The following is a 13099-nucleotide window of genomic DNA, read 5'->3' on the forward strand; positions in this document are numbered from 1 at the left end:
GGCGCATTCATGCGCCCCTGTCATTATGCGGTACGCTGCCAGCTGATTTTCTTCCCAAAACCCAGCGTGTTATCCGTCATCTTCAGCTCATCTATCGTGAGCTGCCAGAGCGGAGCAATCCTTTTTTTAGCTACCGGAAAACGGCGCTGATAGGCGCTTAATGCCTGCGCGTCCTCGCTGAGTTGCACCCGTCCACGATATTGCACACCTTTAAGCAGCTGAACACTTTTTGGCTGGCCATTGATGGTGCCTGCGACCTGCGGGTTATGCAGCATCATTGCACCATGCCGCGTGGCGGTGTCGCTCATCAGCCAGAATGCCATCTGTGCTTCATCAAACAGATAGTAGCAATTAGCGCACCACAGCTCTTCCGGTGCGCTGGCACAGATCGAAAGCACATGCTGTTTCTTCAGATAACGCAGTAAATGAGACAGATCGGACAAAGGTCGCTCCCTGCACATAGCCGTGAACGCGGCGGCGCGTTACACTGCCGGTGCTTTGTTTTGAGGTCTGAGAAATGGAACAGAACTGGCAGCTTTATATGCTGCAAACCGCTGCCGGGATGATCTATACCGGAATTACTACCGATGTGGCGCGCCGGCTGCAGCAGCATCAGCAGGGACGCGGCGCCCGCTCGCTGCGCGGCAAGGGACCACTGACGCTGATGTTTCACTGCCCCGCCGGGGACCGCGCTGCGGCCTCACGCCTGGAGTATCAGGTCAAGCAACTCGCCCGTACCCATAAACTGCTGCTGATCGCGCAGCAGCCGGCGTGTCTGACGACCTGGTTTACTCAGCGTGGTTGAACGGCGCAGCAAATACGACTAACCCTTCCGCGCCGCTGAACGCATCGTCAGCCAGCTTATAAACCTGAAATGCGCTTTCGCTGTCGGGCCAGCGGCAGTGCAGCCCATGGCGCGCCGCCGGCTCGAAACCCAGCGGCTGGTAAAAAGCGGGATCGCCCAGCACCACGACCGCGCTGTAGCTGAATTCGTTCAGGGAATCGAGACCCTCATAAACCAGCTGCTTTGCAAGACCCTGCCCGCGCAACGAGCTGTCAACAGCCAGCGGGGCCAGCGCCACCCAGTTACGATCTTCACCCTGCAGCGTCACCGGACTGAAAGCAGCGTAGCCCAGCACCTGACCTTCATCGTCGGTCGCCACCACGCCCAGCGTGAGCAATCCATCTTCGCGCAGCTGCTGTACCCGTTCAGCCTCAGCTGTCGTCGCAAAACTGCGTTTTAGCAGGCTATCGATGCCGGCAGCATCAACGCCAATCTCAGTACGAATTAACATGGCATCCCCGTGCGTGACGCATAAGCCTGCGCCTCCTGTTTCCTTTCTGCTTTAGCCAGAGCAGCTACCAGCAGCAAGTCATTGGCTTCGCCGCGAAACCCGGCATCTGCTTCGGCATCGCGTGAAACGGTCAGACGCCGCCTGCAGCGTAGCGATGCGGCAAAACTGACTCGCAGCAATCCCGATCGCCCAGGCCGCGCCCTTGCAGAAAGTCTAACTCACCTTTGACGAAAACATGACGAAATTGCGCGTTTAAGAGTTGTTGCAAAAGACTTTTTTCCGTCCGATTTCCGGTTACGCCCGCAATAAACGCGTAATCAGAATACTTTTTCCGCCAACAGGCAGTGTACAGACGCGAACAGTGTAGCGCAGCGCATTCTGTAAAATGTGATCAATTATGCCACGTCAGTCGCACGGGGTTATGTGCTGAGATCAACAAGGTGGTCACTGCGCATCAGGAAAAGCGGGAGACCCTGCGGGAAATGGTTAATAAAGGCACAATCCGGCTATATCCCTGCCCGTAATAGCAGTTTTAATATGGGTAATGTTGCGTAATACTTATGGCAGCAGGCTGCTCAACGCCTGCGCCATCATTTGCTGGAGTACTCATGTCTGAGAAAAAACCTGTTCGCCTGTCCGTGCTGGATCTGGCTCCTATTCCGCAAGGCGCGTCTGCGCGCGACGCCTTTCACAACTCACTGGCGCTGGCGCGCCAGGCGGAAGCGCTGGATTTCCACCGCTACTGGCTCGCTGAGCATCACAACATGACCGGCATTGCCAGCGCAGCAACTTCGGTACTGATTGGTTATCTCGCAGCAAACACTGAAACTCTGCGGCTTGGCTCCGGCGGGATTATGCTGCCCAATCATGCGCCGCTGGTGATCGCCGAACAGTTTGGTACCCTGGAGTCGCTCTACCCTGGCCGTATCGATCTCGGGCTGGGCCGTGCACCGGGTTCCGATCAGCGCACGATGATGGCGCTGCGCCGTCATCTCTCCAGCGCTCAGGCTGACAGCTTCCCGGAAGATGTCGCTGAACTGCTGCGCTGGTTTGACGCTGAAGAGGGCGAACATCATCCGGTACAGCCTGTGCCGGGACTCGGCCTGAAAATTCCGGTATGGCTGCTCGGTTCAAGCCTCTATAGCGCCCAGCTGGCGGCGAAGCTCGGGCTGCCGTTTGCCTTTGCCTCGCATTTTGCTCCGGATCTTCTGCTGCAGGCGCTGCACCTGTATCGGGAAAAATTCCAGCCTTCAGCGCGGCTGGCAAAGCCATACGCTATGGTGTGTGTGAATATAGTCGCGGCGGATAGCGAACGCGACGCGCGCTTCCTGTTTACCTCTATGCAGCAGCAGTTTATCAACCTGCGCCGCGGTAAACCGGGCCCGCTGCCTGCGCCGGTGGAAAATATGGACAACCTCTGGTCACCGTCAGAGCAGTATGGGGTGCAGCAGGCGCTGAGCATGTCGATAGTGGGCGACAGCGAAAAGGTGCGTCACGGTCTGGCTGCGCTGCAGCGTGAAACGCAGGCGGATGAGATCATGGTTAACGGTCAGATCTTTGATTCCAGCGCGCGGCTGCGCTCCTTTGCACTGGCAATGGAAGCCGCCAGCACGCTGTAACGGCTGAGCCAAAAAGATAAAAAAAGGGACGCCATATGGCGTCCCTTTTTACTGCTTAACGTTTAGCGATTATGCATCACGACGACGTGAGGTGCCTTCGTCGCGACGTGGGCCACGGCCCGCTTCACGGCTAAAGCGTCCGCCTTCGCGGCCACCTTCACGACGCTCTGAGAAGCGACGCGGTGCGCCTTCACCACGTGGTGCACTGTCGCCACGCGGTGCGCTGCTGCGACGCTCGCCACCGAAGTCACGACCGCCACTGCGGCGCTCAGTACGTTCGTGCGGCTGCGCATCACCCAGCAGCTGCATATTCATCGGCTTGTTCAGAATACGCGTGCGGGTAAAGTGCTGCAGAACCTCACCCGGCATGCCTTTTGGCAGCTCGATGGTGGAGTGCGTGCCAAACAGCTTGATGTTACCAATGTAGCGGCTGCTGATATCACCTTCGTTAGCGATAGCACCCACAATGTGGCGAACTTCAACGCCGTCATCGCGGCCCACTTCAATGCGGTAAAGCTGCATTTCGCCAACGTCACGACGCTCACGACGTGGACGATCGCCATCACGGCTCTCACCACGGCTGTCACGGTCACGACGCGGACGATCAGCGCGGTCATCACGATCGCGGAACTCACGACGCTGCGGACGCGGCGCGTCAGCCGGTACGATCAGCGGACGTTCACCCTGAGCCATTTTCAGCAGGGCTGCTGCCAGCGTTTCGATATCCAGCTCTTCTTCCGGCTGCATTTTGCTCAGCAGTGCACGATACTGATCCAGATCGCTGCTTTCCAGCTGCTGCTGAACTTTAGCGGCGAACTTAGCCAGACGACGTTCACCCAGCAGCTCTGCGTTTGGCAGTTCTACTTCCGGAATAGTCAGCTTCATGGTGCGTTCAATGTTGCGCAGCAGACGACGCTCGCGGTTCTCAACGAACAGCAGCGCACGGCCAGCACGACCCGCACGACCGGTACGGCCAATACGGTGAACATATGATTCCGCATCCATCGGGATATCGTAGTTTACGACCAAGCTGATACGCTCTACGTCCAGGCCACGGGCCGCAACGTCGGTAGCAATCAGGATATCGAGACGGCCATCTTTCAGGCGCTCCAGCGTCTGCTCACGCAGTGCCTGGTTCATGTCGCCGTTCAGCGCGGCGCTGTTGTAGCCACTGCGCTCTAAGGCTTCAGCCACTTCCAGCGTTGCGTTTTTAGTCCGCACGAAAATGATCGCTGCATCAAAATCTTCTGCTTCCAGGAAACGCACCAGCGCTTCAGTTTTACGGCCGTAAGCGGTCCAGTAAGACTGTGAAATATCCGGGCGCGTGGTTACGCTTGACTGGATACGCACTTCCTGCGGATCTTTCATGAAGCGTTTGGTAATACGACGAATCGCTTCTGGCATAGTTGCAGAGAACAGTGCGGTCTGATGACCTTCCGGGATCTGCGCCATGATGGTTTCAACGTCTTCGATGAAGCCCATACGCAGCATTTCATCAGCTTCGTCCAGTACCAGACCACGCAGGTTAGAGAGGTCCAGAGTGCCACGTTTCAGGTGGTCCAGCAGGCGACCCGGGGTACCCACAACAATCTGTGGTCCCTGACGCAGGGCGCGCAGCTGTACGTCATAACGCTGGCCGCCATACAGGGCCACGACGTTGACGTTACGCATGTGTTTAGAGAATTCTGTCATTGCTTCAGCCACCTGCACCGCCAGTTCGCGGGTCGGTGCCAGCACCAGGATCTGTGGTGCGCGGACAGAAGGATCAACGTTGTTTAACAGCGGCAGTGAGAACGCCGCGGTTTTACCACTACCGGTCTGCGCCATACCCAGAACATCGCGGCCCGCCAGCAGGTGAGGAATACACTCAGCCTGGATTGGGGAAGGCTTAACGTAGCCCATACCGTTCAGAGATTCGAGGATGTCGGCGTTCAGGCCCAGATCAGCAAAAGTGGTTTGAATATCAGTCATGTAGTACACGTGCCTCTTAGATTGCGGCGGCCAGTCTACATAACTCGTCGTGAAAATTTTCAGTCATTTTCATCAAAAAGTGTGAACCGGCTCAAATTAGAAGTTTTGACGAACAGAAAAGCCCTCACCTCTTAAGGTGATGACTTTACAGGTACAACAGGCAATAAAAGTTCGTCAGCTATTGCTGGTCAGATTCTGATAAATCGTCTTGTGTCTGGCCGAGTTGCGCCAGTTCCAACAATGCGTATCGGTGTTCAACAAAGTTGTTAACGTTGTTAGACACCGCCAGTTTGAACAACGCTTTCGCGTCGTCCTTCTCCCCCAGACTTAGGTAGTACTTACCTAAATAGAAGTTGGTTTCACTGAGATGTTCAGCGAGCGAGGTGTTATCCGTTGCGTCCGCCTTGAGACGTTCCATCAATGTTTTTTCACTGATGTCGCCCAGGTAGAACTCGACAATATTCCATCCCCATTGGTCCTTAGCCGCTTTGTCATAACGCTGTTTCAGCGCTACTTTAGCCTGGTCTTTATCCATCTCGCGTTCAGTGAGATAGAGCCAGAGGCTGCGGAACGGATCGTTAGGATCGTCTTGATAAAACGCCAGCAGATCATCTTGCGCTAACCTGTATCGACCACCGTAGTAGAGAGCGATACCGCGGTTCAAATGCGCATAATTGTAAGTTGGATCAAGCTCAAGTACAGAATCAAACGCTTCGTAGGCGGCATCAAAGTTGCCAGCCTGCGTTAAGTATATACCAAGATAGTTAAACACTTCTGGCATATCTGGTCTTATAGACAGCGCTTGCGAGAAATCGTTCCGCGCCAGTGCCCTCAGACCCAAACTATCATACAACACTCCGCGCTCATATAACAGCTGTGCGCGTTCATCGTCGGTCAGGGCCCGACTGGCAAGAATTTGTTCCATTCGCGCCAGAATGACCTCTTGCTGCAGTGTGGGCTGCAAAGGTACTGCCAGAACTTCGTTCTTACGCCAATTGGAGTTGCTGCATCCTGCCAGCGAAATAGCTGTCGCAACAATACACCAGCGCAAAAAAGGCTTCATTTCCCACTCCCGATACAAACATTGGGATAACCATCCTGTCATCCGCCTGCTATGCACAAGGGTTCCCGCCCTCGCGATGATACCCCGGCGGTGTCAACTTATCGGCACAGCCGCCGAAATCTGACGCTACCAGGGTATACAAACACCCCTTCCCGCCAGGCAGGAAGGGGCTAATCAGGACACGCTTATTCGGCGTCAGAAGCGTCCACAGCAGCAGCGGCGTCTGCCGGCTTCTGCTCAGTGGCTTCTTTGATGCTCAGACGTACACGGCCCTGACGATCAACTTCCATCACTTTAACCGGTACTTCCTGACCCATCTGCAGATAGTCAGTCACTTTCTCTACGCGCTTGTCGGCGATCTGAGAAATATGAACCAGACCTTCTTTACCGCCACCGATAGCCACAAACGCACCGAAATCAACGATACGGGTCACTTTACCGGAGTAGATGCGGCCTACTTCGATTTCAGCGGTGATTTCTTCGATACGACGAATCGCTTCTTTCGCTTTCTGACCGTCGGTCGCAGCGATTTTTACGGTACCGTCATCTTCGATTTCGATGGTAGTGCCGGTCTCTTCGGTCAGCGCACGGATCACTGAGCCGCCTTTACCAATCACATCTTTGATCTTGTCAGAGCTGATTTTGATGGTGTAAATACGCGGTGCGAATTCAGAGATTTCCTGACGCGGCGTGCTGATAGCCTGTTCCATAACGCTCAGGATATGCAGACGCGCACCTTTAGCCTGGTTCAGCGCAACCTGCATGATTTCGCGGGTAATGCCTTCAATTTTGATGTCCATCTGCAGCGCAGTAATACCATCACGGCTACCGGCTACTTTGAAGTCCATATCGCCGAGGTGATCTTCATCGCCCAGGATGTCAGACAGCACGACAAACTTCTCATCTTCTTTCACCAGACCCATAGCAATACCGGCAACGGCTGCTTTGATCGGGACACCTGCATCCATCAGGGCCAGAGAAGCACCGCACACGGAAGCCATAGAAGAAGAACCGTTTGACTCAGTGATTTCTGATACAACACGTACGGTGTACGGGAACTCTTCCTGCTTAGGCATCACTGCCAGCACGCCGCGCTTCGCCAGACGACCGTGACCAATTTCACGACGCTTCGGTGAGCCAACCATGCCGGTTTCGCCCACGGAGTATGGAGGGAAGTTGTAGTGGAACAGGAAGCTGTCGGTACGCTCGCCCATCAGCTCATCCAGGTTCTGCGCATCACGTGCGGTACCCAGTGTGGCAGCAACCAGCGCCTGCGTTTCACCACGGGTGAACAGTGCAGAGCCGTGCGTGCGCGGCAGTACGCCGGTACGGACGTCCAGACCGCGGATCATATCTTTCTCGCGACCATCGATACGCGGTTCACCGCTCAGAATGCGGGTACGAACCACGTTCTTTTCCAGGCTATGCACGATATCGCCGATTTCTGCATCATCCAGCGCAGCATCTTCAGCCAGCAGCGCAGCAACCGTTTCATCTTTGATCACGCCAACCTGCGCGTAACGCTCCTGCTTGTCGGTGATGCGGTAAGCATCAGCGATGCGCGCTTCAGCCAGTGCCGCAACGCGTGCAATCAGCGCATCGTTAGTGGCTTCTGGTTTCCAGTCCCAGCGCGGTTTGCCCGCTTCGGCAACCAGTGCGTTGATGTTTTCGATAACAACCTGCTGCTGGTCGTGGCCAAATACCACAGCGCCCAGCATCTGCTCTTCAGTCAGAATATCGGCTTCAGATTCAACCATCAGTACCGCGTTCTGGGTACCGGCAACCACCAGGTCCAGACGTGACTGTTTGATCTCATCTGCGGTCGGGTTCAGCACGTACTGGTCGTTGATGTAACCAACGCGAGCAGAACCGATTGGGCCGTTGAACGGAATACCTGACAGTGACAGCGCAGCGGAAGCGCCAATCATTGCGACGATGTCCGGGTTAACCTGAGGGTTAACAGAAACCACAGTCGCGATAACCTGCACTTCGTTAACGAAGCCTTCCGGGAACAGCGGACGCACCGGGCGGTCAATCAGACGCGCAATCAGGGTTTCGCCTTCGCTTGGACGGCCTTCACGGCGGAAGAAGCTGCCCGGGATACGACCAGCAGCGTAGGTACGCTCCTGATAGTTAACGGTCAGCGGGAAAAAGTCCTGGCCTGGTTTCGCTTTCTTCTGGCCAACCACGGTAACAAATACCGCGGTGTCGTCCATGCTTACCATCACTGCTGCGGTAGCCTGACGTGCCATCATGCCGGTTTCCAGCGTGACAGTATGCTGACCATATTGGAATTTGCGTACGATCGGATTCAGCAAAATTAACATCCTTAAATTCAGGGCAGAGCCATTGCGGCCCGCCAGTAGTAACCGATCTTTGTCGCATCCTCGCGACTAATGACAACCCTCAACCGCCCCTGCGGCAAAGCCTCTCATTAGCCGCGCGAACCTCTGCAAACAAAGATCACACTCAGCAACAATACATGACTTTGGTCTGGATTGCTGCGGATTGCTCGAAAAAAGGGGCCTTAAAGGCCCCCTTTTCGCGAAACTCGCATAAATCTGATCGTCAGATGCGTTTTTTTGCATAATGCATGTAATACATCCTTGATCAGATTCTTCAGATTTAGCGACGCAGACCCAGGCTTTCGATCAGGCTGGTGTAGCGAGCAACGTCTTTACGCTTCAGGTAGTCCAGCAGCTTACGACGCTGAGATACCATGCGCAGCAGACCGCGACGGCTGTGGTGGTCTTTCTTGTGCTCAGAGAAGTGACCCTGCAGGTGGTTAATCTGAGCAGTCAGCAGAGCAACCTGAACTTCAGTTGAACCGCTGTCGTTAGCGCCACGACCATATTTAGCAACGATCTCTGCTTTAGCTTCTACGCTTAGAGACATAATAAACTCCAGTAAAAAAATGAATGTATGGGTGCCGATCTCTAATTCAGCAGCCCGCTTTTAAAGCCGAACTATTCTACTCTGCGCCCGCAGGCAACGCAAATGCGCTGTTGCAGCGAAGCTGAGCAGCGCGGTCAGCCAGGAAACTCCACCACCAGACGGCGGGGCGCGACCCGTCCATCGGCGGCTATTTCAGCCATGCCGATAAATTTTTGTGTTTCGCCTTCCGTTACCCGTACCAGTCCTGTTGCCGGCGCGTTTGCAGCCTGAACGGGCATACCCTGCTTAAAGCAGGCAGCAACGGCTACAGGCAGATTGACTACCGGAAAGTCTTCTGCCGGGCTGTCCATAGGCAACAGCAGCGCATCAAGTGCACTGTAGTCAGGCGTTTCAGCCGCTGTCGCGTCTGCTGCCACCGCCTGCAGCTGCTCCAGCGTCATCATTCGTGCAATCGGGTAGCGTGCGACCTGCAGGCGACGCAGCATAATGACATGCGCACCACAGCCCAGCTTCTCGCCCAAATCGTCGATGATGGTACGAATATAGGTGCCTTTGGAGACGTGGATCTCCAGCTCCAGCTCATCACCTTCCCAGCGAATAAACTGCAGCTCAAATACGGTAATTGGCCGGGCTTCACGCGGTACGGTTACGCCTTCGCGCGCATACTCATACAGTTTACGCCCCTGATATTTCAGGGCCGAAAACATGGTCGGCACCTGCATCGTATCACCGCGAAAACTCTCCAGCGCTGCATCCAGCTCAGGCTGGCTGAAGGTCACCGGACGCGTTTCCACAATGTTGCCATCTGCGTCGGAGGTATCCGTACGCTCGCCCAGCCGGGCGATAACGCGATAGCGCTTATCAGAGTCGAGCAGATATTGCGAAAACTTAGTGGCTTCGCCCAGGCAAACCGGCAGCATGCCGGTGGCAAGCGGGTCCAGCGCACCGGTATGACCCGCTTTGTTGGCATTAAACAGGCGCTTAACTTTTTGCAGCACATCGTTAGACGACGCGCCCTGATGCTTATCGAGCAGGAATACACCGTGTACGTCGCGGCCGCGACGACGAGGACGACTCATCAGTCCTCCTTGTCATCTTCCGCCGGGGTTTCACCGCGCCGCTCTGCATCGTTTCTGATCACGTTAGAGACCAGATTCGACATGCGCATCCCTTCAATCAGTGAATTGTCATAGAAGAAGGTCAGCTCCGGCACGATGCGCAGACGCATCGCCTTGCCCAGCAGAATGCGGATATAGCCTGACGCCTCTTTCAGCGCTTTCAGACCATTTTTTACCGCTTCCTCATCCTGATCGTTCAGGAAGGTCACAAATACTTTGGCATAGGCCAGATCGCGCGACACTTCAACGCCAGAGACCGTCACCATCATGCCCAGACGCGGATCTTTGATTTCGCGCTGCAGAATAATCGCGATCTCTTTTTGCAGCTCCTGAGAAACCCGCTGCGGGCGACCAAATTCTTTCGCCATAATGATATCTCCCAAATAATTCGGGAGGCCAGTGGCCTCCCAAATTGCAGTACATCGATAATAGAATTATGCGATGGTGCGTTTAATTTCAATGATTTCGAACACTTCGATCATATCGCCAACGCGAACGTCGTTGTAGTTCTTCACACCGATACCACACTCCATGCCGTTACGCACTTCGTTGACATCATCTTTGAAGCGACGCAGGGATTCCAGCTCGCCTTCATAGATAACCACGTTGTCACGCAGAACACGGATTGGGTTGTGACGCTTGATGTTGCCTTCGGTAACCATACAGCCCGCGATCGCGCCAAATTTCGGTGATTTAAACACATCACGTACTTCGGCCAGACCGATGATCTGCTGTTTGAATTCCGGCGCCAGCATACCGCTCATCGCAGCTTTCACTTCGTCAATCAGATTATAGATGACAGAGTAGTAACGCAGGTCGACGTTTTCAGAATCAATCACGCGACGCGCAGATGCGTCAGCACGGACGTTAAAGCCGAGGATAATTGCGTTGGAAGCAGCCGCCAGCGTAGCGTCGGTTTCGGTGATACCGCCCACGCCAGAACCGATAATCTTCACCTTCACTTCGTCGGTGGAGAGTTTCAGCAGCGAGTCGGAGATCGCTTCTACCGAACCCTGTACGTCAGACTTCAGTACGATGTTCAGCTCGGAAACTTCGCCTTCAGTCATGTTCGCAAACATGTTTTCCAGCTTGGACTTCTGCTGACGCGCCAGTTTCACTTCGCGGAATTTGCCCTGACGATAGAGTGCGACTTCACGCGCTTTCTTCTCGTCACGCACCACGGTCGCTTCATCACCCGCTGCCGGCACGCCAGACAGACCGAGGATTTCGACCGGAATGGATGGGCCTGCTTCCTGTACTTCACGTCCCAGCTCATCACGCATCGCACGTACACGGCCATACTCGAAGCCGCACAGAACGATATCGCCCTTATTCAGCGTACCTTCGCGTACCAGCACGGTAGCAACCGGACCACGACCTTTGTCGAGGAAGGATTCGATAACTACGCCGCTCGCCATACCTTCACGAATTGCGGTCAGCTCCAGCACTTCCGCCTGCAGCAGAATGGCATTCAGCAGATCGTCGATACCGGTACCTGCTTTCGCAGAAACGTTAACGAACATGTTTTCGCCGCCCCACTCTTCCGGAATGATTCCGTACTGAGTCAGCTCATTCTTCACGCGATCCGGATCGGCTTCTGGCTTATCACACTTGTTCACGGCAACCACAACCGGTACGCCGGCCGCTTTTGCGTGTTGAATCGCTTCGACGGTCTGTGGCATCACGCCATCGTCCGCTGCAACGACCAGGATAACGATATCCGTTGCCTGCGCACCACGAGCACGCATAGCGGTAAACGCGGCGTGTCCCGGGGTATCCAGGAAGGTGACCATGCCGTTTTCAGTTTCAACGTGATAGGCACCAATGTGCTGGGTGATACCACCCGCTTCGCCAGAGGCGACTTTCGTTGAGCGGATGTAATCCAGCAGGGAGGTTTTACCGTGGTCAACGTGACCCATGATGGTCACGACCGGCGCACGGCTTTCCTGCGCTGCATCGGTATCACGATCGTCCATTACCGCTTCTTCCAGCTCGTTCTCGCGGCGCAGGATCACTTTATGACCCATCTCTTCCGCGACCAGCTGTGCAGTTTCCTGGTCGATAACCTGGTTGATAGTCGCCATCGCGCCCATCTTCATCATCGCTTTGATGACCAGTGAACCTTTCACTGCCATCTTGTTCGCCAGTTCAGCTACGGTGATGGTTTCGCCGATAATCACGTCGCGGTTAACGGCCTGAGCGGGCTTGTTAAAGCCCTGCTGCAGCGCGCTAGGTTTGCGATGCTTACCGCCTTTACCGCCGCGAACCTGCGCACGCGCTTCTTCACGGTCTGTTTTAGCTTCTGAATGCTTGTTGCCTTTTTTCGCAGGACGCGTGGCTTTAGCGGTGGTACGTGCACGTGCACGGCCCGCTTCAACCTGACGATCGTTTTCGTCTTCTGCCTGACGGGCATGAGTTGAAGTTGTGACGTGGTAGTCACCCTTATCTTCTTCCTCAGGTTTGTCCCACTCAGCGCCTTTCTCTTCTGCCAGGCGGCGCGCTTCTTCTGCTACGCGGCGTGCACTCTCTTCAAGCTTACGGCGAGCTTCTTCTTCGGCTTTACGCTTCAGTTCAGCCGCTTCAGCTTCGCGACGGGCTTTATCAGACTGCGTAGCCTTGGTCACTTCATCGGTAGGTTGGTTTGTCACTTTATCTTTTTCCGCTGCTTCACGCTTGGCCTTGTCAGCGGCTTCGCGCCTGGCTTTATCTTCGGCTTCACGTTGCGCTTTTAATTCAGCCTCGAGACGGGCTTGTTCTTCCGCCTCGCGACGCGCCTGCTCTTCCGCTACGCGCTGTGCCTCGGCTTCCGCTTCTGCCTGAGCCTGCTGCTCAGCTTCTGCATCACCCTTCACGTATGTGCGCTTTTTGCGAACTTCAATTTGCACCGATTTACTTTTACCCCCGGTGCCCGGAATATTCAAGGTGCTGCGCGTTTTGCGCTGCAACGTCAGTTTACCTGAACTGGTTTGACCGTGCTCACGGTTCAGGTGGGACAGTAATGTCTCTTTCTCTTGCTGGGACACCGCGTCGTTTTCAGACTTAGGGATCCCCGCATCAGCAAATTGCTGTACCAGGCGATCGACCGGAGTCTGAATTTCGGCGGCCAGCGATTTTACGGTTACATCTGTCATGCTGTTC

General features: G+C 55.1%; 12 protein-coding genes and 1 pseudogene. 2 read left to right on the forward strand and 11 right to left on the reverse strand.

The window, feature by feature from the left end; genetic code table 11:
- Positions 1 to 23: 23 nt before the first annotated feature.
- Entirely contained in the window at positions 24 to 443 is a 420-nt protein-coding gene (locus tag B3041_RS13640) for a YhbP family protein (protein WP_065650261.1), read from the reverse strand.
- A gap of 74 nt (positions 444 to 517) precedes the next feature.
- Between B3041_RS13640 and B3041_RS13645 the strand changes: the two genes are divergently transcribed.
- The gene (locus B3041_RS13645; RefSeq protein ID WP_065650262.1) at positions 518 to 805 is read left to right on the forward strand and encodes a GIY-YIG nuclease family protein; all 288 of its coding nucleotides are present in this window, start codon (positions 518 to 520) and stop codon (positions 803 to 805) included.
- On the opposite strand, the gene B3041_RS13650 is transcribed toward B3041_RS13645, so the two are convergent.
- Both B3041_RS13650 and B3041_RS16930 read right to left on the reverse strand, forming a co-directional pair.
- Positions 789 to 1295 (reverse strand): GNAT family N-acetyltransferase, encoded by a 507-nt coding sequence (locus B3041_RS13650; protein ID WP_065650263.1) that lies wholly within the window; start codon positions 1293 to 1295, stop codon positions 789 to 791. The genes B3041_RS13645 and B3041_RS13650 overlap by 17 nt on opposite strands.
- A gap of 59 nt (positions 1296 to 1354) precedes the next feature.
- Positions 1355 to 1602: pseudogene (locus tag B3041_RS16930) on the reverse strand (SCP2 domain-containing protein); the annotation flags it as partial.
- A 301-nt stretch (positions 1603 to 1903) separates the two neighbouring features.
- On the opposite strand from B3041_RS16930, the gene B3041_RS13655 reads away from it, so the two are divergent.
- Positions 1904 to 2914, forward strand: coding sequence for a luciferase-like monooxygenase (locus tag B3041_RS13655; RefSeq protein WP_292975680.1), 1011 nt, complete (start codon positions 1904 to 1906; stop codon positions 2912 to 2914).
- A 69-nt stretch (positions 2915 to 2983) separates the two neighbouring features.
- On the opposite strand, the gene B3041_RS13660 is transcribed toward B3041_RS13655, so the two are convergent.
- The 8 genes from B3041_RS13660 to infB all read right to left on the reverse strand — a co-directional run bounded on the left by B3041_RS13660 (position 2984) and on the right by infB (position 13092).
- Positions 2984 to 4885: a DEAD/DEAH family ATP-dependent RNA helicase gene (locus B3041_RS13660; protein ID WP_065650265.1), complete on the reverse strand. Its 1902-nt coding sequence runs from the start codon at positions 4883 to 4885 to the stop codon at positions 2984 to 2986.
- A 16-nt stretch (positions 4886 to 4901) separates the two neighbouring features.
- Complete coding sequence (gene yrbN / locus B3041_RS16935) at positions 4902 to 4958, reverse strand: protein YrbN (protein ID WP_100229640.1); 57 nt, start codon at positions 4956 to 4958, stop codon at positions 4902 to 4904.
- 105 nt (positions 4959 to 5063) lie between these two features.
- Positions 5064 to 5948: a lipoprotein NlpI gene (gene nlpI, locus B3041_RS13665; RefSeq protein ID WP_065650266.1), complete on the reverse strand. Its 885-nt coding sequence runs from the start codon at positions 5946 to 5948 to the stop codon at positions 5064 to 5066.
- A 185-nt stretch (positions 5949 to 6133) separates the two neighbouring features.
- Entirely contained in the window at positions 6134 to 8266 is a 2133-nt protein-coding gene (gene pnp / locus B3041_RS13670) for a polyribonucleotide nucleotidyltransferase (protein ID WP_065650267.1), read from the reverse strand.
- Between the two features lie 307 nt (positions 8267 to 8573).
- The gene (gene rpsO / locus B3041_RS13675; protein WP_010615981.1) at positions 8574 to 8843 is read right to left on the reverse strand and encodes a 30S ribosomal protein S15; all 270 of its coding nucleotides are present in this window, start codon (positions 8841 to 8843) and stop codon (positions 8574 to 8576) included.
- A gap of 134 nt (positions 8844 to 8977) precedes the next feature.
- Positions 8978 to 9922 carry a tRNA pseudouridine(55) synthase TruB gene (gene truB / locus B3041_RS13680; RefSeq protein ID WP_065650268.1) on the reverse strand — a complete coding sequence of 315 codons (945 nt, stop codon included), beginning with the start codon at positions 9920 to 9922 and terminating at the stop codon, positions 8978 to 8980.
- Positions 9922 to 10329, reverse strand: a complete 408-nt coding sequence (rbfA, locus tag B3041_RS13685) for a 30S ribosome-binding factor RbfA (RefSeq protein ID WP_039382283.1) — start codon at positions 10327 to 10329, stop codon at positions 9922 to 9924. Before rbfA ends, truB begins: the two co-directional genes overlap by 1 nt.
- Positions 10330 to 10395: 66 nt before the next feature.
- Positions 10396 to 13092 (reverse strand): translation initiation factor IF-2, encoded by a 2697-nt coding sequence (gene infB, locus B3041_RS13690; RefSeq protein WP_292975751.1) that lies wholly within the window; start codon positions 13090 to 13092, stop codon positions 10396 to 10398.
- Positions 13093 to 13099: the final 7 nt, after the last annotated feature.

This window comes from Pantoea sp. UBA4549 (assembly GCF_002387285.1).
Taxonomy (GTDB): domain Bacteria; phylum Pseudomonadota; class Gammaproteobacteria; order Enterobacterales; family Enterobacteriaceae; genus Pantoea; species Pantoea borealis.